General features: G+C 72.5%; 25 protein-coding genes. 17 read left to right on the top strand and 8 right to left on the bottom strand.

Annotated features, from left to right (window positions below):
- The first annotated feature begins 87 nt into the window (after positions 1-87).
- From ACEZDG_RS13795 to ACEZDG_RS13765, 7 genes are all read left to right on the top strand, one after another.
- On the top strand, positions 88-264 hold the full coding sequence (locus ACEZDG_RS13795) for a hypothetical protein (RefSeq protein ID WP_380507814.1): 177 nt from the start codon (positions 88-90) through the stop codon (positions 262-264).
- Positions 265-455: 191 nt separating this feature from the next.
- A complete protein-coding gene (locus ACEZDG_RS13790; RefSeq protein WP_380507811.1) occupies positions 456-863 on the top strand; it encodes a hypothetical protein in 408 nt (135 codons plus the stop codon).
- Between the two features lie 97 nt (positions 864-960).
- Positions 961-1,473 carry a hypothetical protein gene (locus ACEZDG_RS13785; RefSeq protein WP_380507808.1) on the top strand — a complete coding sequence of 171 codons (513 nt, stop codon included), beginning with the start codon at positions 961-963 and terminating at the stop codon, positions 1,471-1,473.
- The gene (locus ACEZDG_RS13780; protein WP_380507805.1) at positions 1,470-2,369 is read left to right on the top strand and encodes a hypothetical protein; all 900 of its coding nucleotides are present in this window, start codon (positions 1,470-1,472) and stop codon (positions 2,367-2,369) included. Before ACEZDG_RS13785 ends, ACEZDG_RS13780 begins: the two co-directional genes overlap by 4 nt.
- Positions 2,366-3,073, top strand: coding sequence for an ABC transporter ATP-binding protein (locus tag ACEZDG_RS13775; protein ID WP_380507802.1), 708 nt, complete (start codon positions 2,366-2,368; stop codon positions 3,071-3,073). The genes ACEZDG_RS13780 and ACEZDG_RS13775 overlap by 4 nt, the downstream gene beginning before the upstream one ends.
- Positions 3,064-4,260, top strand: coding sequence for an ABC transporter permease (locus ACEZDG_RS13770; RefSeq protein ID WP_380507799.1), 1,197 nt, complete (start codon positions 3,064-3,066; stop codon positions 4,258-4,260). Before ACEZDG_RS13775 ends, ACEZDG_RS13770 begins: the two co-directional genes overlap by 10 nt.
- Positions 4,261-4,266: 6 nt before the next feature.
- Positions 4,267-4,938: a hypothetical protein gene (locus ACEZDG_RS13765; protein ID WP_380507796.1), complete on the top strand. Its 672-nt coding sequence runs from the start codon at positions 4,267-4,269 to the stop codon at positions 4,936-4,938.
- Here ACEZDG_RS13765 and ACEZDG_RS13760 read toward each other — a convergent pair.
- Positions 4,914-5,909, bottom strand: coding sequence for a helix-turn-helix transcriptional regulator (locus ACEZDG_RS13760; RefSeq protein WP_380507794.1), 996 nt, complete (start codon positions 5,907-5,909; stop codon positions 4,914-4,916). The genes ACEZDG_RS13765 and ACEZDG_RS13760 overlap by 25 nt on opposite strands.
- A 166-nt stretch (positions 5,910-6,075) precedes the next feature.
- Between ACEZDG_RS13760 and ACEZDG_RS13755 the strand changes: the two genes are divergently transcribed.
- The 3 genes from ACEZDG_RS13755 (at position 6,076) to ACEZDG_RS13745 (ending at position 7,859) form a co-directional block, all read left to right on the top strand.
- Positions 6,076-6,369, top strand: coding sequence for a hypothetical protein (locus ACEZDG_RS13755; RefSeq protein ID WP_380507791.1), 294 nt, complete (start codon positions 6,076-6,078; stop codon positions 6,367-6,369).
- A 153-nt stretch (positions 6,370-6,522) separates the two neighbouring features.
- Complete coding sequence (locus ACEZDG_RS13750) at positions 6,523-6,726, top strand: hypothetical protein (RefSeq protein ID WP_380507788.1); 204 nt, start codon at positions 6,523-6,525, stop codon at positions 6,724-6,726.
- Positions 6,723-7,859: a ParB/RepB/Spo0J family partition protein gene (locus tag ACEZDG_RS13745; RefSeq protein WP_380507785.1), complete on the top strand. Its 1,137-nt coding sequence runs from the start codon at positions 6,723-6,725 to the stop codon at positions 7,857-7,859. The genes ACEZDG_RS13750 and ACEZDG_RS13745 overlap by 4 nt, the downstream gene beginning before the upstream one ends.
- A gap of 105 nt (positions 7,860-7,964) precedes the next feature.
- Here the strand turns inward: ACEZDG_RS13745 and ACEZDG_RS13740 are convergent, their stop codons facing one another.
- The gene (locus tag ACEZDG_RS13740) at positions 7,965-8,723 is read right to left on the bottom strand and encodes a DUF5324 family protein (RefSeq protein WP_380507782.1); all 759 of its coding nucleotides are present in this window, start codon (positions 8,721-8,723) and stop codon (positions 7,965-7,967) included.
- A gap of 204 nt (positions 8,724-8,927) precedes the next feature.
- Between ACEZDG_RS13740 and ACEZDG_RS13735 the strand changes: the two genes are divergently transcribed.
- Positions 8,928-9,455 (top strand): peptidylprolyl isomerase, encoded by a 528-nt coding sequence (locus ACEZDG_RS13735; RefSeq protein ID WP_380507779.1) that lies wholly within the window; start codon positions 8,928-8,930, stop codon positions 9,453-9,455.
- A 90-nt stretch (positions 9,456-9,545) separates the two neighbouring features.
- Positions 9,546-10,373, top strand: coding sequence for a rhomboid family intramembrane serine protease (locus tag ACEZDG_RS13730; protein WP_380507776.1), 828 nt, complete (start codon positions 9,546-9,548; stop codon positions 10,371-10,373).
- Positions 10,374-10,617: 244 nt separating this feature from the next.
- On the opposite strand, the gene crgA is transcribed toward ACEZDG_RS13730, so the two are convergent.
- The gene (crgA, locus tag ACEZDG_RS13725; protein ID WP_380507773.1) at positions 10,618-10,869 is read right to left on the bottom strand and encodes a cell division protein CrgA; all 252 of its coding nucleotides are present in this window, start codon (positions 10,867-10,869) and stop codon (positions 10,618-10,620) included.
- Between the two features lie 251 nt (positions 10,870-11,120).
- Between crgA and ACEZDG_RS13720 the strand changes: the two genes are divergently transcribed.
- The 5 genes from ACEZDG_RS13720 (at position 11,121) to ACEZDG_RS13700 (ending at position 15,284) form a co-directional block, all read left to right on the top strand.
- The gene (locus ACEZDG_RS13720; protein ID WP_380507770.1) at positions 11,121-11,813 is read left to right on the top strand and encodes a DUF881 domain-containing protein; all 693 of its coding nucleotides are present in this window, start codon (positions 11,121-11,123) and stop codon (positions 11,811-11,813) included.
- Positions 11,814-11,938: 125 nt separating this feature from the next.
- The gene (locus tag ACEZDG_RS13715; RefSeq protein ID WP_380508566.1) at positions 11,939-12,253 is read left to right on the top strand and encodes a hypothetical protein; all 315 of its coding nucleotides are present in this window, start codon (positions 11,939-11,941) and stop codon (positions 12,251-12,253) included.
- Positions 12,253-12,897, top strand: coding sequence for an aminodeoxychorismate/anthranilate synthase component II (locus ACEZDG_RS13710; protein ID WP_380507767.1), 645 nt, complete (start codon positions 12,253-12,255; stop codon positions 12,895-12,897). The genes ACEZDG_RS13715 and ACEZDG_RS13710 overlap by 1 nt, the downstream gene beginning before the upstream one ends.
- Positions 12,894-14,483 carry a class E sortase gene (locus ACEZDG_RS13705; protein ID WP_380507764.1) on the top strand — a complete coding sequence of 530 codons (1,590 nt, stop codon included), beginning with the start codon at positions 12,894-12,896 and terminating at the stop codon, positions 14,481-14,483. Before ACEZDG_RS13710 ends, ACEZDG_RS13705 begins: the two co-directional genes overlap by 4 nt.
- A 63-nt stretch (positions 14,484-14,546) precedes the next feature.
- Positions 14,547-15,284, top strand: a complete 738-nt coding sequence (locus ACEZDG_RS13700) for a class E sortase (RefSeq protein ID WP_380507762.1) — start codon at positions 14,547-14,549, stop codon at positions 15,282-15,284.
- A 22-nt stretch (positions 15,285-15,306) separates the two neighbouring features.
- On the opposite strand, the gene ACEZDG_RS13695 is transcribed toward ACEZDG_RS13700, so the two are convergent.
- The 5 genes from ACEZDG_RS13695 to ACEZDG_RS13675 all read right to left on the bottom strand — a co-directional run bounded on the left by ACEZDG_RS13695 (position 15,307) and on the right by ACEZDG_RS13675 (position 22,401).
- Complete coding sequence (locus tag ACEZDG_RS13695) at positions 15,307-15,735, bottom strand: PPOX class F420-dependent oxidoreductase (RefSeq protein ID WP_380507759.1); 429 nt, start codon at positions 15,733-15,735, stop codon at positions 15,307-15,309.
- Between the two features lie 122 nt (positions 15,736-15,857).
- Positions 15,858-17,789 carry a Stk1 family PASTA domain-containing Ser/Thr kinase gene (pknB, locus tag ACEZDG_RS13690; RefSeq protein ID WP_380507756.1) on the bottom strand — a complete coding sequence of 644 codons (1,932 nt, stop codon included), beginning with the start codon at positions 17,787-17,789 and terminating at the stop codon, positions 15,858-15,860.
- A gap of 190 nt (positions 17,790-17,979) precedes the next feature.
- On the bottom strand, positions 17,980-19,446 hold the full coding sequence (locus tag ACEZDG_RS13685) for a peptidoglycan D,D-transpeptidase FtsI family protein (RefSeq protein ID WP_380507753.1): 1,467 nt from the start codon (positions 19,444-19,446) through the stop codon (positions 17,980-17,982).
- Between the two features lie 55 nt (positions 19,447-19,501).
- Positions 19,502-20,929, bottom strand: a complete 1,428-nt coding sequence (locus tag ACEZDG_RS13680; RefSeq protein WP_380507750.1) for an FtsW/RodA/SpoVE family cell cycle protein — start codon at positions 20,927-20,929, stop codon at positions 19,502-19,504.
- On the bottom strand, positions 20,914-22,401 hold the full coding sequence (locus ACEZDG_RS13675; protein WP_380507747.1) for a PP2C family protein-serine/threonine phosphatase: 1,488 nt from the start codon (positions 22,399-22,401) through the stop codon (positions 20,914-20,916). Before ACEZDG_RS13675 ends, ACEZDG_RS13680 begins: the two co-directional genes overlap by 16 nt.
- Positions 22,402-22,564: the final 163 nt, after the last annotated feature.

Raw genomic sequence — 22,564 nt, 5'->3', positions numbered from 1 at the left:
TGTACGGCGTCGTCTTCGGCCTGGTCCCCCTGCTCACCCACCGCGGTGTCACCCCCACCCTCGCCGCCTGGGCGCCTGGGCCGCGCGTTGTACGCCGACCTCGCCCGCCGCACCGGCGTCCGCACCCGCACCGTCGCCCTGATCGCCGCAGGCGGATCCGCCACGCCGCGCAGCAGGGTGCGCAAGCGCATGCGGCGGGCGGTCGAGCGGGCGGTCGAGCGGCTTCCGCGGGTGTCGGTGCGGGTTCGGTCCGAGCACCGTTGAAGTAATTCTCAGGCCGCTGCTACTTTCCTCTTCGACGCCAGCTTGAAGGCGTCGAAAGAAATTCGGAAGTAAAAGGCGGTCGACCCTGACGAGGGAATTCGGGCGCCTTGTTTCCGGGGGCGTCAGAACTCTGACGAGGGAACAAATCGCCCTGCATCCGTCCTGATCGAACAAGAAAAGGATCCACTGTCATGGGTATCCGCGGAAAGATCATTGCGACCGGTCTGCTCACTGCGGCGCTGGTCGGCATCGCCGGCCCGTCCGCCTTCGCCGCCTACAACTACGGCAACGCCACCCCCGTCTCGGGCACCTGCTACGAGAACGGCGACTGGTTCACCTCCAACAACGTCCGGACCCACACCTCCGGCGCCAACTCCAGCCGGATCTCGTTCAACAACACCCCCACCAAGGGCATCAAGTGGTACGTCCGTGACTACAACTCGGGCTTCGGCCACGGCACGATCTTCGCCCCGGCGTCCAACACCACCTGGTTCGACCTGGCCAACGGCGACGCTCCGACCAAGTTCGAGAACGTCTACGCGCTGACCTCCAGCGGCCACCAGAGCAACTACAGCTTCGACGGCTCCGAGCAGTACTGAGCCTCTCCGCTGCCGGTCCGGCCCGAGTCGTCCCAGTGACGCCGGGCCGGGCCGGGCCAACCGATCCGACCGACATCCCGAAGGGCAGAAGGCCGCGATGCTGAGTTCCACCACCAGGCGACGGCACGTCATCGCGGCGGCCGTCCTGGCCGCCGCTGCGGCGCTGTGCACATCCTGCTCGTCGGGCGGAAGCCACCAGGCGACCGGCCCCGACGGCATTACCGCGACACAGGTATCCACCGAATTCAAGGCCGAGCAGCAGCACCTCACACTGGCGCCGAAATGGGTCTGGCCGGCCGATCCCACGCCGGAGTCAAAAGGACCGGACGGACGCGCCATGATGTTCGGGCGCGGTTATGGCACGACCCACGCCGATTTCTACTGGATGTGCTCGTGGGAGCGTTACTACCTGAGCCCCGGAATTTCCACGTCGGCCAGTGACCACGCGCTCGCCGTGATGAAGTCCGTCTCGAACACCGAGTACTACAAGGTCGCCCTGCTGCCCGCCGACCAGACCGCGCTCGACAAGGAGATCTCCGACGCCGGCCTCGGCGACAAGACGGTCCTGGTCAAGGACGTCGCGGTCAACTGCCCGGCGAGCCCGGCGTGAACACGCCGACCCGCCCGCGCCGTCGCACCGTGCTCTGCGCGGCCCTGGCCGTCGGCGTCGTCGCCACCGCCACCGGACTGCTGCTGTCGTGGCCGCAGCCCGCGGCGGCGGGCGCCGGGCGCCCCGGCGCGGCGGCGGACCGGAACCGGACCGTCACGGTGGCCCGCGGCGACGTCACCGAGATCGTGACGCTTTCCTCCAGCCTGGTCCCCGAACCGCACTTCACCCTCCCCGCCCCGGTGGCCGGCCGGGTCGACGAGACGGCGGCCGGCGCCGGCGCCTCCGTCGCGGCCGGACGGCAGCTCTTCCGCGTCGGCGGTACCGCGGTGACCGCGCCGGTGGCTGCCACCGTGGTGCGCTGGCTGGTGCCGGACGGCACCCGGGTCGGCCTGGGCGTCCCGGTCGCCGAGCTGGCCTACCCCGGCTTCGGCGAGGTCGCCGGACTGCCGGACGGGGCCGGCTACCGGATCCTGAACGGCCGCCTGACCGCCCGCGCCGACGTCACCGACGGCCCCGGGCCGTTCGACTGCCCGGTACTCCAGTCGCCGCCGGCGGCCGGGTCGGGCGGCTCCGCGCAGCAGTCGGGCGGCGGTTCCGGCGACGGCCCGCAGATCGTCTGCGCGGTGCCGCTGGACGTCCGCGCCTACGCCGGGCTGAGCGGCACCGTGGCCGTGGCCAGCGGTGAGCGCCGCGGGGTGCTGACCCTCCCGCAGGAGGCGGTCGCGGGATCCGTGCAGCAGGGCGAGGTCACCGTCGTCGGCAAGGACGGCGGCACCCGGATCCGCACCGTGGGCCTGGGCCTGAGCGACGGCTCCGTCGTGGAGGTCACCAGCGGTCTGGCGGAGGGCGACACCGTCCTGGCCGCCGCTCCCGCGCTGAGCGCGCGACTGCCGTGAACGCCGCGGCGCTGCACGCCGAGAGGCTGCACAAGTCGATCGTGCTGGCCTCGGGTGAGCGGCTGCCGCTGGTGCGGGGCGTCTCGCTGAGCCTCGCCGCCGGGGAGTCGGCGGCCGTCGTGGGCCGGTCCGGCAGCGGCAAGAGCACCCTGCTGGCGCTGCTCGGCCTGCTGTCCCCGGCCGACTCGGGCGCCCTGCGGCTGGGAGGCAGGGACACGGCGCGGTTGAGCGACCGTCAGCTGTCCGAGGTGCGCGGGCGCGAGATCGGCTTCGTGTTCCAGAACTACTCGCTGCTGCCGCACCTCACCGCGGCCGAGAACGTGGCCATGCCGCTGACCCAGGGCCGGCGGCTCGGCCGGGCCGAGATCCGCCGTCGCACCGCGGCCGCCCTGGCCGAGGTGGGCCTGGCGGACCGGGCCGACAGCCGGCCCCGCCAGCTCTCCGGCGGCGAGCAGCAGCGCACCGCCATCGCCCGGGCCCTGGCCGGCTCGCCCTCGGTGGTCCTGGCGGACGAGCCCACCGGCGCGCTCGACGTCGGCACCGCCGAGCAGGTGCTCACCGTGCTGCTGGAGTCGGCCCGCAGCCGCGGCGCGGCGCTGCTGGTGGTCACGCACGACCTCGCGGTCGCCGAACGGATGGACCGGGTGCTGCGGCTGGACCGCGGCGCCCTCGTGGAGGAACGGCAGGAGGCGCCATGCGGCTGATCGACACGCAACTGGTCAAGGAGGCGTGGCAGGACCTGCGCGCCCATCGCGGCCGGACCGTGCTGAGCGCGATCAGCCTGCTGATCGGCGTGATCGCCGTGGTCGGCGTGTTCACGGCCGGCTCGGTGGTCCGCGACGTCTTCGTCGCCGGGGCCGAGCAGCAGAACGGCCGTGCGGTCACCGTGGAGACGCGGATCCAGGACCCGGCCGTGGCGGCCCGCGGACTGCCCGCCGTCGTGGCCGACCTGGACCGGCGGATCAGCGACGCGGGCGGCTCCTTCGCGCTCTCGACCGACCTGAGCGGATCGCTGACCACCCCCGACGGGACCGCGCACGGGCAGGACGTCACCCTGGTCGCGGGACGGCTGGACCTGGTGCGCCGGATGCCGGTGCTGGAGGGCGGCTGGCTGCCCGCCGACTCCCGGGTCCACCCCGGCGGTGTGGTCCTCAACCAGGCCGCCGCCGCCCAGTACGGGCAGCCGGGCGCCACGCTGCTGGTCGGCCTCGACCACCGCTTCCAGGCGTTCCCGCAGCGGGTGCTCGGCGTGGTCGCGGACGGCAGGCAGACCCCGATGGTCTACCTCTCGCTGCTCTCCGCCGATGCCTTCCAGCCCGGCGCGGTCCCGGCCGACCCGTCCCTGGACCTGCTGGCCCACGACCCGGTCGCCGACGAGGCGGTGCTGCACGACGCGGTGGCCCAGGTCGGCTCCGATCTCGGCATTCCCGCCAGCGCGCTGGACATCCGCAGGACCGACACCGTGCAGCAGCTGGCCGACTCGCTGCGCACCACTCAGGCGGCCTTCTTGGCCGCGGCCGTGGTCACCCTGCTCGCCTCGGTGATGGGGCTGCTCAACATCGGACTGGCTACGGTCCGGGACCGCAGAAGGGAACTGACGATCCGTCGGGCGACCGGGGCGACCCGGCTGCGGATCTTCTCCCTGGTGCTCTCCTCCTCCCTGCTGGTCGGGCTGCTCGCCGCGCTGGTTGCGATCGGCGCCGCCTTGCTGGTGGTATTCGGGGTGGTGCCGCACCTGCTCAGCCCCGCCTCTGCCGTGGAAGCCCCGGGGTTCCCGGTGAGCGCGGCGGCGGCAGGGCTGCTGGCGGCGCTGGCCGCGTCCGCGTGCGGGGGCATCGCCCCGGCGCTCGCGGCCTCCCGCGTCGACCTCGCCTACGCCCTACGGGAGTGATCGCCCATGACCGTCCCCCGCCCCGCGCCGACCCCGGGGTTCCGGCCCGCGGCCGCCGTCCTGTGCGCGGCGGTCGCCGGCGGCTACGGGGCGGCCACCTCCTGGATACCGGCGCCGAGCGATCCGCACGTCTTCTGGGTCGCCAACCTGTTCGCGCCCTGGCTGGCCCTGGCCTGCTGGGCCGGGTGGACGCAGCGCGGCCGGGCCGCCGCCGTCGGCGCCGGGGTGCTGGCCGAACTGGCCTGTGTGGCGGGCTTCTACGCACGGCAGTTCGGCACCACCTCGGACGTCGGCAGCCTGATCCACTACATCGTCCTCGGCCCGCAGCCCTGGGGGCTGATCGCGGTCCCGGCAGGTGTGGTCTACGGCGCGTTGGGCCACGCCCTGCGCGGTCCCGGCGGGCGCGGTGCCGGGAGCGGCCCGGCCGCCGCGGCGGCTCCTGCGGCCCGGGCGGGGGCCCCGGCCCTGGTGGCCGGCTGGGCGCTGGGCGCGGCCTTCCTCGTCGAGCCCTGGCTGTGGCCGCTCTACGAGGGCTACCGCCGCGGGCCGTTCGTGCTGTGGGTCGCGGAGACGACGGTCGGCCTGGCGGTGGCCGGCTGGGCCACCGTCCACGGCCTGCGGCCGCGTCGTGACGGCGGGTCAGCCCCGGCCGCTCACTGCGGCTCCAGCGGCAGGTAGCCGCGCTGCACGGCGTGCACCCCCGCCTGGAACCTGCTGCGCGCCTCCAACTGCGCCAGCACGGTGTTGGTCAGCCTGCGGGCGGTGCGGACCGACACACCCATGCTGGACGCGATGGACTCGTCGGTGCGGCCCTGGCCCATCAGCCGTACGGCCTCCTGCTGCGCCCGCGACAGCCCCTCCACCGGCGGATTCGGGGCTGCCCCGAGCGGCGCCGCGTCCTCCCAGACCCGGTCGAAGAGGGACGTCAGCATCACCAGCAGGCCGGGCCCGCTGACCACGTACGCCCCGGACCCGGTCTGCTCGGCGCTGGCCGCCACCAGGGCCACCCGGCGGTCGAAGACGATCATCCGGTTGGGCAGCGCGGGCACCGTGCGCACGCTCGCCCCGCTCTCCTCCAGCCAGGCCGCGTGCGCCATCGAGGCGGCGTCGCGGCGGATGCTGTCCAGGTAGACGGTGCGCATCCGCACGCCCCGGCCCAGCAGCCGCAGGTTGAGCGGGCGGGAGGCCTCCATGTTGGCGGGGGTCTGCGGGCCGCCGGGCGCGAAGGTCAGGAACTCCTCGCGCACCTGCTCGTGGAAGATCTCCAGATGGTCGCGGATCGCGTCGATGCCCTCGAGGTACTGGAGCCCGAGGCCCGGCGCCAGGCTCTGCAACTCCGAGTAGTCCACTATCAGTTGGGCCGCCGCCGCCCGGGTGGCCGCCAGCCGCTCCTGGTGCGCGGCCATCTCCGCCTCCTGGCGGGCCAGCAGGATCTGCATGCCGAGCAGGGGGCTGACCGCCCGGGCCTGGCCGTCCTCGTGCACGCCGCGCACCAGCGTCAGCTCGGTCAGGCTGTTGAGGGCCGCCCTGACCTCGGTCTCGGGCAGGTCCAGCCGGGCGGCCAGCTCGGCCACACCGTCGTCCGGCTTGTCCAGCATCGCCCGGTACACTGCCTCGACCAGCGGATCCAGGCCCAGCTGTCCTCCCATTGGCTGCCCCCCCTGTTGAGCATTCCGTTGACCGTGCGTCCGCGCGATAGTGGACAACCCGGCGGACGGGCGTCAGTGTAACCACCCACTCTCACGGTGCTGAACGGCGGGAAAAGGCCACAACGGAGAGATCACTCCGCTGTCTCCAGAGAGGTTCTACGGTCCCTTGTTCCTGGTACACATCGAAGTCCAGCACCCCGAGCACACCGCGCTGCCGGCCCTGGCCGCCGACGAGGCGCTCGGGGAGAGCGGCGTGGAGCACGCCGGCGTCCACCTCGGCGCGGGCCCCCGGCCGGTGCTCGCCCTCTACGTCAGGGCGGAATCGGCCGCCGCGGCCGCCCTGTTGGCCACGCACTGCTGGGCGCGGCTGACCGGGGCGGTGGAGCTCGCGGGGTGGACCGTCGCCGCGATCCGGGTGCACCGGCCCCAGGAGTCGACCGGGCTCGGGCCCGGGCCCTGACCGGTCCGTCCATGGTGTCCCGCGGTGTCCGTTCCGGGCGCGTGGCCAATTCGGCCAAGGCCAGTTTGACCGGGCTGGACTCCCTTCGCAGCGTCGTGGCGAGCGACCAGAATCGGCAGCGCGACATCCGCTGAAACACAAGGGGGAATCACCATGCGAGTCGTCACCGTGCACAGGGCGGCCGTCAACGCCGTCACCGCGATCACCGTCACGCTGACCGCGGCACTGGCCGCGGCGGCCGTGCTGCTCGGCGCCGCCGGATCCGCCGCCGCGGCCGCCCTCCCCGGCGGCCACGCGGGCGGTCAGGCCCACGTCCTGGTGGCCGCGTCGAGCCCGGCCGACTGCGGTTGGCAGTGACCGGCCCGTCGCCCGCCGACCCCGCCCGACCCCGGCAGCAGCTCGGAGGAGCGGACGCGGGACCGCGGGCAGCGGATGCACCCATCGGGGTCCAGGAGCTGATCCGGCTCCGCGACCGGGTGCTGGAGGCCGGGGTCGAGGAGGAGGCGCCGGTCTCCCGGCTGGTCGTCGTGGCCGGCCCCCGGCTGGACGGCGAGGACCAGGACTACACCCGGACCCTGGCGGAGACCGAGGCGGATCTTCCGCCCATCGTGGTCCACCGCGCCAGCATGCAGGTCGTCGACGGCGTCCACCGGCTGCGGGCCGCCGTACGGCGCGGCCGGACCACGGTGGCGGTCCGCTACCTGGACTGCTCCGACGAGGAGGCCCGGCTGCTCGCCGTGGCGCTGAACGTCGGCCACGGCAGGCCGTTGACGCTGGAGGACCGGGCGGAGGCGGCGCGACGCGTCTTCGCCTCGCACCCGCACTGGTCGGACCGGGAGGTCGCGCGGTTCGCCGGGCTCTCCGCGACGAAGGTCGCCGGGCTGCGCCGCGCCAGCGGGTGCGACGCCGCCTTCCGGGTCGGCCGCGACGGCCGGGCCAGGCCGCTGGACGCGACGGCCGGACGGGAGCGGGCCCGGCTGCTGCTGGAGCAGGACCCGCAGGCGTCGCTGCGGCAGATCGCCCGGGCGGCGGGAATCTCGGCCGCCACGGTGGCCGACGTGCGGGACCGGCTCAGCCGCGGCGAGAGCGCGGCACTGCCTCCCCGCGGCGGCGCCCTCCGTGCCGCTGCGGCGGGCGCCGCGCCGCCCGACGGGGCCCCGGCGCCGACGAAGCCGGCGGCGCAGGCCGGGTTCGGCCCGGCCCCCGGCGGCGGAGCGTGGCGTCCGGCTCGCCCCGGACCGGCCGGCCCGGATCTGGGCAGACTGCTGGAGAGCGTGCACCGGGACCCCTCGCTGCGTCAGAACGAGGCCGGCCGCATGCTGCTGCGGATGCTGGGCGTCTGCGCGGTCTTCGCCCGCGACCGCGACACCATCGAGGCGGTCCTGCCCGAGCACTGCCGGGGTCAGCTGGCCGAGCTGCTCCAGCGCTACGCGGAGGTCTACCGCGAGTTCGCCGACCGGCTCGGGTCAGGCCCCCGGCTGGTCGCCTGACCGGGGGGCCGGGCGGCAGCTCACGGAGCAGCCGAAGAGCGGTCCGACAGCAGTGGGCTCCACCCGGGGAACCGGGGGGTGCCCCCTGCGGTGACCGGGGCCGGCTCAGTCCTTGCCGTTTTTGCGGTCCTTCGGGGTGCCGGCCTCCTTGGCCAGTACCTCCGGGTCGAGCGGCATGGCCTCGTCCGCGTCGGTCCTGGGGTGGGAGCCGGTCGCCGGGGTGGAGCGCGGCGGGAGGGTGGAGACCGGGGTCTCCTCCACCAGCCAGTCCGGGTTGCTCTGCTGCTGCCACCAGCGCCAGGCGGCCACCCCGCCGACGGTGGCCGCGGCGAGGGTGCCGACCACCAGCACCCGGCGGGTCCAGCGCGAGCGCCGGCGGCGGGTGTGCCGGGCCGCCAGCGCCTCGATCTCGGCCAGCGAGACCTGGCCGCGCAGCACCGGCAGGGCCGCCGCCCCGCGCTCCCGGGCCGCGTGCGCGGCCTGCGCGGTGGCCTGGGCGGCCTCGTCGAAGGCGTGGGTGACGACGGGGACCGCCGCCTTCCTCGCCTGCTTGGCCGCCCTGCGGGTGCGCACGGCGGCCTTGCTGACGGCGTCCTCCACGGAGGGGGGTACGTTCGACCTGGCCTGGTCCCAGAGCGGGGCCACCCGCGGGGTCACCCTGTTGTCCACGGTGCTCTGCGCGGCGCTCTGGGCCGTGTGCGCGGCGAGCCGCGCCTGCTCCACGGCGGCCTCGACGTGCGGGGCCAGCCGCTGCCATGCCTCGTCGGTGTAGTGCGCTGCCGCGTCCCGTGCGCTCACGGCATATGGCGCGAGCTGCTCCCGGGTCTTCCCGGCAGCCTCGCGCGCTGCGTCGATGCGGGTCACCAGTACCTCCTCCTCGATGGCGTCCGTATTCTCACCTGTCCACCCAGTTAAAGATCATGCGCGCCGGAACGTACCAAGGCGCGCCGGAACGGCGCCGGGGCTTCCTTGCATCCTGCTCCTTCGCACCGCTTTGTGCAGGGCGTGGGAGGATTCCCTGTGTCAGAGCTGTACGCGGAAGTACGCAGGACTGCAGGAAGGCGCATCGTGGCCGAGGAACTGTTCGCCACTCTCAAGACCAACCACGGGGACATCGAGGTCAGGCTGCTCCCGAACCACGCCCCGAAGACGGTGGCCAACTTCGTGGAGCTCGCCGAGGGCACCCGGGAGTGGACCGATCCCCGTACCGGCGCCAAGTCGCAGGCCCGGCTGTACGACGGGACGGTGTTCCACCGGGTCATCGCCGGCTTCATGATCCAGGGCGGGGACCCGCTGGGCACCGGCACCGGCGGTCCCGGCTACCAGTTCGGCGACGAGTTCCACCCGGACCTGTCCTTCGACCGCCCGTACCTGCTGGCCATGGCGAACGCCGGCCCCGGCACCAACGGCTCGCAGTTCTTCATCACGGTCGCCCCGACCGCCTGGCTGAACCGCAAGCACACCATCTTCGGCGAGGTCACCGGGAAGGACGGCCAGGCCGTGGTGGACGGGATCGTGGCCACCAAGGTCACCCCGTTCAACGACCGCCCGGTCGAGGACGTGGTGATCCAGTCGGTGGAGATCTCCCGCCGATAGGTGTATCCCTGCGGCCCGGTGCGCGGCAGGCTTGTCCTTGTCGAGCACCGGGCCCGTCGTGTGCCCGGGCCGTCGGAGGACAGGATGAACATGATTGACACGCTTCCCGACTGCTACCGCCATCCGGGGCGGGAGACCGGCGTGAGCTGCAACCGCTGCGAGCGGCCGGTGTGCCCGGAGTGCCGGGTCGAGGCGGCGGTGGGGTTCCAGTGCCGGGAGTGCGTGCGCGGCGCGGGCCCGGCCGGCGGGGGCCCGGCCCAGCGGGTGGCCAGGACCGAGTTCGGCGGGGGCCTGGTCGCCGACGGGCGGCTGGTCACCAAGGTCCTGATCGGCCTCAACGCGGCGGTGTGGCTGCTGCACTACGTGATGAGCCCGGCGTCCGTGCTGGACCTCTACATGTGGGGCCCGGGGGTGGCGAACGGGCAGTGGTACCGGATGTTCACCGCGGTGTTCTTCCACACCGCGCCCTGGCACATCGCGCTGAACATGTGGTCGCTGTGGGTGCTGGGGCCGCCGCTGGAGCGGCTGCTCGGCCGCTGGCGGTTCCTGGCGCTGTACCTGGTCTCCGGGCTGGCCGGCTCGGCGCTGGTGCTGCTGGCGGACCCGTACACGCCCACCCTGGGGGCGTCCGGGGCGATCTTCGGGCTGCTGGGCGCGCTGCTGGTGATCCAGCGCAAGCGCGGCTACGAGCTGGGGCCGATCATGGCCATCGTGGTGGTGAACCTGGTCGCCACCTTCGCCATCCCCGGCATCAGCTGGGAGGGGCACGTCGGCGGCCTGGCGGCGGGCCTGCTGCTGGGCTTCGGCCTGGCGCACGCGCCGCTGCGGAACCGCACCCTGGTGCAGGCCGGGTCGGTGGTGCTGGTGCTGGTCGCGGTGCTGGTGGTGTCGCTGCTCGGGGTGGCCGGGCTGAACTGAGCGGGGCCGGCCCGGCGGCTCCGAGGGGCGGCCGGGCCGAGTTGTCCACAAGGGGCCCGCACACCTGTGCGGGCCCCTTGTGCTCAGTCTTGTCTACCCGCGTCCACCTGCACGGCTGTCCCTGCGGTCGGGGCTGGACGGGTGGACTTCCCCGGCCTGGGAATCAAGTTATCCACAGATAGTCATGGTTTTCCCCACTGTGGATAACCATGTGGACAACGAGCGGCGGCGGCTGGTCGGCCGCCTACTTCCACTGGGTGGAGACGCCGAAGCCGCCCGCGATGAACGCGAAGCCGATGACGATATTCCAGTTGCCGATCGCCGAAATCGGCCAGGAGCCGCTGGACACGTAGTAGACGACGATCCAGATCAGTCCGATCAGGAACAGCGCCAGCATGAACGGGGCGATCCAACTGCGTCCCGAACTCAACTTCACCGCGGTCGCCGTAGCGGGCGGGGTGTAGTCCGACTTCTTTCGGATACGGGACTTCGGCACGAGGAGCACTCCTGTCGATGCGCTGCGCTGCATGGCCCTAGGGCACCTGCTGAGCTGTGGGTTGTTCTGGAACGGTGGCACGGCCGCCGGTGGCGCCGCATACGTCTCCAGCGTCCGTTAGCGTAGTGGCTCGCGGAGTCAGAAGGAGATAAGGGTACGTGGCAGATTCGGAAGAAGTTCCGCCCGTGACCGAACCGGTTCCTCGAAAACGCCCGGGGGCCGCCCGAATTGTCGGTCGTTTCGCGACATGTATGGTCTTCGCCCTGGCCGGCTTTCTCTTCTACACCAGTGCGAGAGCGGCGCACGGCACCTCACTTCGCAATGACGACACCCTGCTCCGGCTCTCCGACGTCATACAGCAGCGGAGCCAGGAGAACGCCGCCGCCGAGAACACCGTCGCCGGACTCCGGGCCCGGATCGACGCCCTGGCCGCGCAGCACGTGCAGGACCCGGCCGGCATCAAGCGGCTCGGCACGCTCGAACAGGCGGTCGGTCTCGACCCGCTCAGCGGCGCCGGCGTCACCGTCACCCTCAACGACGCCCCGCCCGGGGCCACCGCCAAGGTCCCCGGGGTGCCGCAGCCGCAGCCGGACGACCTGGTGGTGCACCAGCAGGACCTGCAGGCCGTCGTCAACGCGCTGTGGCGCGGCGGCGCCACCGGCGTCCAGGTCCAGGACCAGCGGCTGATCTCCACCAGCGCGGTGCGCTGCGTCGGCAACCAGCTGATCCTGCAGGGCCGGGTCTACTCCCCGCCCTATGTGATCAGGGCGGTCGGCGACCGGACCGCGCTGACCGCGTCCATCGCCCAGGACACCGCGCTGCAGACCTACCTCCAGTACGTGGCCGCCTACGGGCTCGGCTGGAAGCTCCAGCAGGCGGGGACGATGACCCTGCCCGCCTATGCGGGGACTGTGGACCTCCAGTACGCCGCGGCGCGGCCGTGACCCGGCGGGAGTGACCCGCAGGGGTGGTGCGCCCCCGAAGATGAACCGACCGGGCACGACGCCCCGTACTCTGGTGCGGCGGAGAACCCGGTGCGGCGGAGAACAGGGCAGGAGGAGGGAACGCGATGTACGCCTGGATCTGGCAGCGGCTGCCCGGCAACGCGGCGGTGCGGGCCGGCCTCTCGCTGCTGCTGTTCCTCGCGGCGGTGGCGATCCTCTTCAAATGGGTCTTCCCCTGGGCGGAACCGCTGCTCCCCTTCGGCGACGTCACAGTCAACGACGGCGGGACCAGCAGTGTGCAGCCGACCGGGGCGCCCACGGGAACCGCGTCCCCCTCGCCGTCCGGTGGGGGGAAGTCCAGCGCGCCCACGATCGACGGCGCCGCCCTCCCCACCTACATTCCGCGCGTACCACTCGTCCCGACCGGAGTTGTTGCCTGATGGCCGCCCGCATCCTCGTCGTCGACAACTACGACAGCTTTGTCTTCAACCTGGTCCAGTACCTCTACCAGCTCGGCGCGACCTGCGAGGTGGTCCGCAACGACGAGGTCGCGGTGGAGTCGGTGACCGCCGACGGCTACGACGGGGTGCTGCTCTCTCCCGGCCCCGGCACGCCCGAGGACGCCGGGGTGTGCGTGCAGATGGTGCACCACTGCGCCGAGGCCGGCATCCCGCTGTTCGGGGTTTGCCTGGGGCTGCAGTCGATCGCGGTCGCGTACGGGGCGGTGGTCGGCCGGGCGCCGGAGCTGCTGCACGGCAAGACCTCCGCGGTCACCCACCTGGACGGCGGGGTCTTCGCCGGGCTGCACTCGCCGCTGACCGCGACCCGCTACCACTCGCTCGCGGTCGAGCGGGACACCCTGCCGCCGGAGCTGGCGGTCACCGCGTGGACCGACTCGGGCATCGTGATGGGCCTGCGGCACCGCGACCTGCCGGTCGAGGGGGTCCAGTTCCACCCGGAGTCGGTGCTCACCGAGGGAGGCCACCGGATGCTCGCCAACTGGCTCGCCGAATGCGGCGATCCGGACGCGGTGGGCCGCTCGGCCGGCCTGGCGCCGGTGATCGGCCGGGCGGCGGTCGCATGACCGCCCTGCGCCCGGAACGCGGCAGCGAGTCCCCCTCCTGGGAGGAGGACGAGCCGCAGCAGGGCGTCTACCGCGACGCGGCGGACCCGCGCGACGCGGAGGACCTGGTGGACCCGGGTGATCCGCTGGACCCGCGTGACCGCACTGACCGGCGTGATCCGGCCGACCCGCGCGTGCAGCGTGACGTGGTGGGCCTGGGGGACCGTGTTGAGCCGCGGCACCGGGCTGAGCCGCGCGATCCCGCTGAGCCGGGTGACCCGGTGGGCCGGCGCGTGCAGCGCGATGCGGTGGACACGGGTGACCGCGTCGAGCCGCGGCACCGCGCCGAGCCGCGTGACCCGCGTGACCCGCTGGACCGCGCTCACCTGGGTGACCCCGCTGAGGCGGGTGACCCGGTTGATCCGGTGGACGCGTTGGTGCTGGACCCGTTGGATCCTTTGGGCCTCGGCCTCGGTGCTCCGACACCCGACGCGGTCGGCCAGGACCGGCGCGAAGCGCCGTTGTCCCCGACCCCGCGTTCGCGTCGGCGGCCGGTCGATCCGCGTCCGCTGGAGCGCATGGCCGCTGATCTGCAGGACGAGGACACCCGGGTGCTCAACCGGCGCGAACTCGGCCTGGGCGACCCGGCCCTGCGCGGACGCGCCGCCGCGGCGGCGGAGGAGTCCTCCGACACCATCACCCTGCGGGTCCCGCCCCCGGTCGTGCTGCCGGAGGCCGAACCGTCGGAGACCGAACCGCTGGAGGCCGCAGGGACGCCCGCGGTCGGCGGTCGGGCCGAACGCCGCCGGGCCGAGCAGCAGGCCCGGCGCAGGGGCGGCCGGACGGCCGCCGCGGGCAAGGGCAACGGCAAGGTCGCGCGGCCGAAGGAGAGCGCCGGGATCGTCGCGGTGCGGATCATGGGCGAGCTGTTCATCACCCTGGGCGTGGTGATGTTCCTGTTCGTCGCGTACCAGCTGTGGTGGACCAATGTGACGGCGGACGCCTACGCCAGCGGCAGCGCCAAGACGCTGGAGAAGCAGTGGGGCCCGCCGGACGGCGGCACCGGCACCGGGACCGGCATACCGCCGAAGGACCACGCGCCCTACCCCTCCGCGATATCCGAGGGCACCAAGTTCGCGCTGATCTACATCCCCAAACTGGATGTGATGACGCCGATCGCCGAGGGCGTGGACAAGGACTCGATCCTCGACAAGGGCCTGGTCGGGCACTACACCGGGGCGCTGGAGACGGCCTTCCCGTGGGACAAGACCGGCAACTTCGCGCTGGCCGGGCACCGCAACACCCACGGTGAGCCGTTCCGCTACATCAACCGGCTGGTCCCCGGCGACAAGATCGTCGTGGAGACCGCCTACGACTACTACACCTACACGGTGACCAGCACCCTCCCGCAGACCTCGCCGTCCGACGTCGGTGTGATCGCGCCGGTCCCGCCGGAGTCCGGCTTCAAGGAGCCGGGCCGCTACATCACCCTGACCACCTGCACGCCGGAGTTCACCTCCAAGTACCGGATGGCGGTGTGGGGCAAGCTGACCCAGGACCTGCCGAAGAGTTCGGGTCAGAAGCCCCAGGCGCTGCAGACCGGCTGACGCGGAGCCGTCCTCGGGACCTGGCGGGTGGCCGCTGGTACGTCCCGAGGAGCCCCTGCCGCCATGCCGTCCTTCCCCGCCGCCCCCCGCCGCCGTCCGGGCCCGCTGTCGACCGTGCTGGGCCTGTTCGGCGAGCTGCTGATCACGCTCGGGGTGCTGCTCGGCCTCTTCGTCGTCTACTCGCTGTGGTGGACCGACGTGGTCGCGGACGGGCAGGCGGCCGGGGCCGCGGCCAGGGTACGGCAGTCCTGGGCGGCCCCGCCGGCCCGCTCCGACGCCCGGCCGGCCCGGCCGTCCCCGCCGCGGGTGTTCCGGCCGGGGGACGGGATCGGCTTCCTGCACATCCCCAGGCTGGGGAAGGACTACCAGGTCCTGATCACCATGGGCACCAGTACCGAGGTGCTCAACCAGGGCGTGGCCGGGGTCTACCGGGCGCCCTACCCGGCGGCGATGCCCTGGGCGAAGAGCGGCAACTTCGCCATGGCCGCGCACCGGGACGGGCACGGCGCCAAGTTCCACAACCTGCCGGAGCTGCGCCGGGGGGACAAGGTCGTGGTGGAGACCCGGGACACCTGGTACGTCTACACGGTCGACAGCACGCTGCAGCAGACCTCCAAGTACGACGTGGGGGTCACCGCCCCGGTCCCGGCCGAGTCCAGCTACCGCGTGCCCGGCCGCTACCTGACCCTGACCACCTGCACCCCGGCGTACACCTCGCGCTACCGGATGGCGGTCTGGGCCTCGCTGACCCGTACCGAGCCGGTGGACCCGGCCCGCGACCTCCCGCCCGAGCTGCGCTGACCGACCCGCCGCGGTAGGCGGCTCAGTCCGAGAGCGAGGAGAAGGCGACGACCTTGCCGATCCGCAGCCGGACCACCAGCTCGCCCGGCACCCCGTTGCGGGCGCCGTACTCCTCGGCCCGCTCCTCGCCCATGTAGCGGGCGGCGATCCGGGTGGCCCAGTGGCGGACCTGGTCCAGGTCGTCGCTGAGCGTCGCGGTGCCCTCGACCAGGGCGAACGAGAAGGGCGGCCGGTCGTCGTCCACGCACAGCGCGGCCCGGCCGTCCCGGGCCAGGGTGCGGCCCTTGACGGTGGTCGCGGCGGTGTTGAAGACGATGTCGTCGCCGTCCAGCAGGAACCAGATCGGGGCGACGTGGGGGCGGCCGTCGGCGCGGGTGGTGGCGAGCTTGCCGGTGCGGGTGCCCTCGCTGAGGAAGGCCCGCCACTCGGTCTCGGTCATCGGAGTAGCCATGCCCCCATCGTGGGGCAGCGGCGCCCGGCGCGCACGGAGAAGGGCCGGGACGCGAGGTGCGTCCCGGCCCTTCGAGCCCTTGCGGTCAGGGGGCGATCAGGCGGCGTCGGCGGGCCGTGCTGCTACTGGCCCTGGCCGCCCTGGTTGTCACCGGGGTTTCCGATGGTGCCTGTCGCCCCCTGGGAAGGGGACTGCGAGGTCCCGCCGTTGTTGTTCTGCTGCTGGGGGGCCAGCCAGAACTGGACCGAGCTGTTCGGGGCCACCTTGGTGCCCTGCGGCTGGGACTGGCGCGAGACCGTGCCCGCCGCGTAGTTGGTGGGCTGGTTGTCGTCGCCCTGCGGGTCGGGGGTGAGGCCGGCCTTGTTCAGGGCCTCCTGGGCCGCCTGCTGGCTCAGCCCCAGCAGGTTCGGCACCGTGGCCTGGGCCGGGCCCGAGGACACGATCAGGGTGACGCCCGAGCCGCTCGCCGCGTTGCTGCCGGCCGCGGGCTTGGTGCCGATCACGGTGCCGTTGGGGACGGTGTCGCTGGCCTGCTGGGTCTGGTTGCTGACCGAAAAGCCTGCCGCCTCCAGCGCCGTGGTGGCGTCGTTGGGCTGCTTGCCGGCCGTGTCCGGCACCTGCTTGGTGGGGGCGCCGGTGCTGAGGTGGACGGTGATGGTGCTGCCGGCCGGGACCTCGGTGCCGGGGGTCGGGGTCTGGTTGCAGACCTTGCCCTTGTCGGCGGTGCCCGGGTCGCAGGCGACCGCGGGGCCCTGGACCACCTTGAGCGTGCCCTGGCTGTTGGCGACCGCGGCCTGCGCCGCCGCCCAGTCCTGGTTGACCAGGCTCGGCACCGGGAAGGAGGTCGGCGTGCCGGGGCCCTTGAACACCGTCGAGGCGACGAAGTAGGCGCCGACCAGGACCAGCACCGCGGCGACCGCGAGGATGATCCAGGAGGTGTTGCGGTTCCGGCCGCCGCCGTTGCCCGCGCGCCGGCGGTCGCCGCGACCGCCGTAGCCGTCGTCGTACCCGCCGCCGGTGTCGTAGCCGTCGCCGCCGACGTCGTAGCCCTGGCCGACGCTCGGCAGCAGGCTGGTCTGCCCGGCCGCGTCCGGGCCCTGCTGGGGCATCGCGGTGGTGCGGCCGTACTGGTCCGGCTGGCCGTAGCCCTGGGGCTGGCCGTAGCCGGCCATCCCGCCGGCGCCGTAGGCCACCGGCTGGGCCGCGGAGACCGGGAGGCCGTCGAGGGCGCGCTCGATGTCGGCGCGCATCTCGTCGGCGCTCTGGTAGCGGTAGTCCCGCTCCTTGGCGAGCGCCTTCATCACGATGGCGTCGTACTCGGGGCGCACCTCGGGGTCGTACACCGAGGGCGGCTGGGCCTCCTCGCGGACGTGCTGGTACGCCACGGCCACCGGCGAGTCGCCGACGAACGGCGGGCGCATGGTGAACAGCTCGTAGAGCAGGCAGCCGGTGGAGTACAGGTCGGAGCGGGCGTCGACCTGCTCGCCCTTGGCCTGCTCCGGCGAGAGGTACTGCGCGGTGCCGATGACCGCCGAGGTCTGCGTCATGGTCATGCCGGCGTCGCCCATGGCCCGGGCGATGCCGAAGTCCATCACCTTGACCGTGCCGTTGCGGGTCAGCATGACGTTCGCGGGCTTGATGTCGCGGTGCACGATGCCGTTGCGGTGCGAGTACTCCAGCGCCTGCAGCACGCCGGTGGTCATCTCCAGCGCGCGCTCGGGCAGCAGCCGCCGGCCGGAGTGCAGCAGCTCGCGCAGGGTGGACCCGTCGACGTACTCCATCACGATGTACGGGATGGAGATCCCGTCGATGTAGTCCTCGCCGGTGTCGTACACGGCGACGATCGAGGGGTGGTTCAGCGAGGCGGCGGACTGTGCCTCGCGTCGGAAACGGGCCTGGAACGACGGGTCACGGGCCATGTCGGCCCGCAGCGTCTTCACAGCGACGGCGCGTCCGAGCCGGATGTCGTGGCCGAGGTAGACCTCTGCCATACCGCCGCGCCCGAGGACGCCGCCCAGCTCGTACCGGCCGCCGAGGCGACGCGGTTCTTCCATGGTTCCAACCCTCTCCCTCGCCAGTGCCGAGGTTGATCTGTCGGTCCTGCGTGGTCTTCGGTGGTGGCAGAGGTCTTGGGGGCAGACCGCTGCTTGCGGATACGCTACCGGGCCCGGAGGCGCTTCACCTGCTCCAGGGTCACCTTGATATGAGACCGGTATCCGTTGACGGGTCCCTGGCAGGCCGTGGTCACTTGCCCAGATACGCCTGCATCATGGACTTGGCGATCGGTGCCGCGAGGCCCGATCCGGAGATCTCGTTGCGGGCCGCGTTGCTGTCCTCGACCACCACGGCCACCGCGATCTCCTTGCCGTTGGAGTCCTTGGCGTAGGAGACGAACCAGGCGTACGGGTTGTTCTTGTTGTCGACGCCGTTCTGGGCGGTGCCGGTCTTGCCGCCGACGGTGACGCCGGGGATCTGCGCGTTGTGCCCGGTGCCGTTCTGGACCACGTTCTCCATCATGGTCTGCAGCTGCTGGGCGACCTGCGGGGTGGTGGCCTGGGACAGCTGGGACGGCTTGGCCTGGTCGATCACCGAGAGGCCCGCGGTCCGGGTCTGCGAGACCAGGTAGGGCTTCATCAGCGTGCCGTTGTTGACGATGGCCGAGACCACCATGGCCATCTGCAGCGGGGTGGCCCTGGTGTCGAACTGGCCGATCGAGGACTGCGCGTTCTGCGGCCGGTTGATGCCGGTGTCGAAGACGCTCTTCGCCACGCCGACCGGGATCAGCAGGCCGGCGTTGTTGAAGCCGAAGCGGTCCGCCTCCTCGGCCATCCGGGCGTTGCCGATCTCGTCGCCGAGCTTGCCGAAGACGGTGTTGCAGGAGACCCGCAGCGCGTCGTTCATGGAGACGTTCAGGCAGTTGTCGCCGGCCTCGTTGACCAGCTTGGCGTTGGCGGTGTCCGGCAGCGGGTACGGGTCGGGGGAGTCGGTCGGCGCGTTGATGTCGGTGATCTTGCCGGTCTCCAGCGCCGCCGCCGCGGTGACCAGCTTGAAGGTCGAACCGGGCGGGTAGGTCTGCCGCAGCGCCCGGTTGAGCATCGGGTTGGACGGGTCCTTCTGCAGCTTGGTCCAGGCCGCGCTGCTGGCGTCGTCCGCCCCGGCGATGCTGGTCGGGTCGTACGAGGGGGCGCTGACCAGGCCGAGGATCGCGCCGGTGGTCGGGTCCAGGGCGACCGCGGCGCCCTTCTTGCCGGAGTCCTTGAACTGGTTCCAGGCGGCGGCCTGCACCTTGGGGTCGATCGTGGTGACCACGTCGCCGCCCTGCTTCTGCTTGCCGGTCAGCATGTCCAGGGTGTTGTGGAAGAACAGGGTCGAGTCGCTGCCGCTGAGGATCCCGTTCTCGACGTTCTCCAGCAGGTTGCTGCCGAACACCTGGGACGAGTAGCCGGTCACCGGCGCGTACTCGGGGCCGGCCACATAGGCCCGGCGGTACTTGTACTTGTTGCCGTTGACCAGCAGGTCCTTGGTGACCGCCTTGCCGCCGGCGATGATGTCGCCGCGCGGGTAGCTGTACGCCTCGATGGTGCCGCGGGCGTTGTTGGTGTTCTTGTTGAGCGCGCTCGCCTCGACACCCTGGACGTAGTTCACCCGGATCATCAGCGCGAGGACCAGCATCAGGCAGAACACCGATACCCGGCGGATGGGCTTGTTCACGAGCGGGGTTCCCCTCCTGGCACGACGTGCGGTCCGGACCTTGTCTACACGTGCTTTATGACGATGTGAGCACCTGGGTCGGTTCTCCTGACCCCGGTCCCGGCGCGGCGGCGGGTGCCGGGGCCGGACGGCGGGCCACATCGCTGATCTTCAGCAGGATGGCCACCAGGGCCCAGTTGGTGATCACGGAGGATCCGCCCTGGGCCATGAACGGCATCGTCATACCGGTCAGCGGGATCGTACCGGTCACGCCCCCGGCGACGATGAACACCTGCAGCGCGAAGGCCCCGGAGAGGCCGACCGCGAGCAGTTTGCCGAAGGGGTCGCGGGCCGCCAGCGCGGTCCGCAGCCCGCGTTCGAACAGCAGGGCGTAGAGCACGAAGATCGCCATCAGCCCGGCCAGGCCGAGCTCCTCGCCGACCGTGCCGAGGATGAAGTCGCTCTTGGCGGCGAAGCCGATCAGCCAGGAGTGGCCCTGGCCGAGGCCGGTGCCCAGGGTGCCGCCCGCGCCGAAGGAGAACAGGGCCTGGCCGAGCTGGCCCACCCCGCCGCCGTCCGGGGCGGCGGTCAGCGGGTGCAGCCAGGCGGTGATCCGGGACTGGACGTGCGGCTCGGTGCTGGCGACCACCCAGAAGCCGGCCCCGGCCATGGCCAGCCCGAAGACGATCCAGCTGGTCCGCTCGGTGGCCACGTAGAGCATGATCACGAAGATGCCGAAGAACAGCAGCGAGGTGCCCAGGTCGGTCTCGAAGACCAGGATCATCAGGCTGAGCACCCAGACCGCGATGATCGGGCCGAGGTCCCGCCCGCGCGGCAGGTAGAGGCCCAGGAAGCGGCGGCTGGCCAGGGCCAGTGCGTCCCGCTTGACCATCAGGTAGCCGGAGAAGAAGACCGGCAGGATGATCTTCACGAACTCGCCGGGCTGGATCGAGAAGCCGCCGATGTGGATCCAGATCTTGGCGCCGAAGTCCGAGGCCCGGCCCGGCATGAAGGCCGGCACCGCCAGCAGCACCAGCGCGGTCAGTCCGGCGATGTAGGTGTAGCGCTGCAGCAGCCGGTGGTCCTTCAGCAGCGCCATCACCCCGATGAACAGGGCGATGCCCAGGCCGCTCCAGATCAACTGGTTCTGCGCGCCCGGGTAGTTGTGCGCCAGCTGCCTGGCCCGGTCCAGGCGCCAGATGAAGACCAGGCCGAGGCCGTTCAGCAGCGCGGCGATCGGCAGCATCAGCGGGTCGGCGAAGGGCGCGAAGCGCCGGACCGACAGATGCGCCAGCAGCGCGAACAGGCCCATGCCGAGGCCGTACTCGAGCATTCCGGCCGGGACCCTGCCGTCCATCGCCAGGCCGGTGTCGGCGTAGGCGAAGAGCGGCAGCAGCACCGCGAAGACGAGGAGCGCGAGCTCGGTGTTGCGCCGGTTCGGCGCCCCCTGCGGAGTGATGGTGGCGGTGGCCGCCGTTCCCTCCGAGGTCAGGAGGCGACGCACTGGTCGGCCATCTGCTGGAGTTGGGGGCTCAGCGAGGGCGTGGCGGACGGGACCGTGCTCGGGGTGGTGCTCGGCTTGCTGCTCGGCCCCGCGGACGGCGCGGGGGCGGGGTTGTTGGCGGTGGTGCCGGCGGCGGCCTTGGCCTTGCAGAGGTCGGCCTGGGTCTTCAGGGTGGCCACCTGGCTCTGCGCGTCCTTCAGGCTGCCCGCCGAGATGGTGCCCTTCACATGGGTCTGCTCGGCCGGCGGCAGGTCCTTCAGCTGGATGTCGGTGGCCTGGTGCACCTTGGACAGGCTGATCCCGGCCAGGCTCTGGTTGACCCCCTGGTAGATCGCCACGGTGCTGCCGTCGGCGCCGACGAAGTACTGGGTCTGGGTCCAGCGGTAGCCGAAGTAGCCGGCGCTGCCGATCAGGGCCAGCACCACCACCAGCACCACCACCGGGACCGCCCAGCGGCGCCGGCGGCCCTCGCGCTGCTTGCGGCGGCTGCGCCGGCCCCCCTCCTCGGGGAGGTAGTCCTGGTCGGTCTCGTCCTGGGCGTAGGACTCGTCCTGGTAGTCCTGGTCGTAGCCGCCCTGGTAGCCCGGGGCCGCGGCGGCGGACGCCCCCGGCTGCGGGCGGCCGAGCGAGGCGGCCCGGGCGGCCGGGGTGTTCGCCATGGCGTGGTGGGTGATCGTCGGCGGCCCGTCGGCGACCGCGCCGACCACCACCGGGGTGTCGCTGAAGTGGCCCGCCACGGTGTCGCCGTCGGTGACGTCCAGGACGTCCGCGACCACGCAGGTGATGTTGTCCGGGCCGCCGCCGCGCAGCGCCAGCTGGATCAGCTCGGAGACGGTCTGCTCGGGCGCGTAGTAGCTGCCGAGGGTCTCCTCCAGGGTCTGGTGGCTGACCACCCCTGACAGGCCGTCGGAACAAATCAGGTAGCGGTCCCCGGCGCGCACCTCACGGATCGACAGGTCGGACTCGACCTCGCCGGTCCCCATCAGCGCCCGCATGATCAGCGAGCGCTGCGGGTGGGTGCTGGCCTCCTCCTCGGTGATCCGGCCCTCGTCCACCAGCCGCTGCACCCAGGTGTGGTCCTGGGTGATCTGGCTCAGCGCGCCGTCCCGCAGCAGGTACGCGCGGGAGTCGCCGATGTGGATCAGGCCGGCCCGCTGGCCGGTCCAGAGCAGGGCGGTGAGCGTGGTGCCCATGCCCTCCAGCGCGGGGTCGCCCTCGACCAGCAGCCGCAGCCGCTCGTTGGCGCGGTCGGCCGCGGCGCTCAGTGCGGTGAGCGGATCGGTGCCGGGCACGTCCTCGTCCAGCTCGACCATGGTGGAGAGGACCTCGGAGGAGGCCACCTCGCCCGCGGCCTGGCCGCCCATGCCGTCGGCCACGGCGAGCAGCCGCGGACCGGCGTAGCCGGAGTCCTCGTTGCCCTCCCGGATCATGCCCTTGTGCGACCCGGCGGCGAAGCGCAGCACGAGGCTCATGTGCCGTCCGCCCCCTTCCCTCGGTCCCCTGCGCGATGCCCCGGTGCAGCGTGCGTTGATGCATCGTACGGTGCCGTGTCCGGCCTGTCCGGGCGCGGGTGCGAATCGCGGTGCCCGCCGTCCGCCCCCGGGGTGCGGGCCTGGTGCCCATGCCTCATGCGCG

This window comes from Streptacidiphilus alkalitolerans, from assembly GCF_042511045.1.
Classification (GTDB): domain Bacteria; phylum Actinomycetota; class Actinomycetes; order Streptomycetales; family Streptomycetaceae; genus Streptacidiphilus; species Streptacidiphilus alkalitolerans.
The sequence above is the reverse complement of the archived record's forward strand: the minus strand, read 5'-3'. Positions and strand labels throughout refer to the sequence as shown.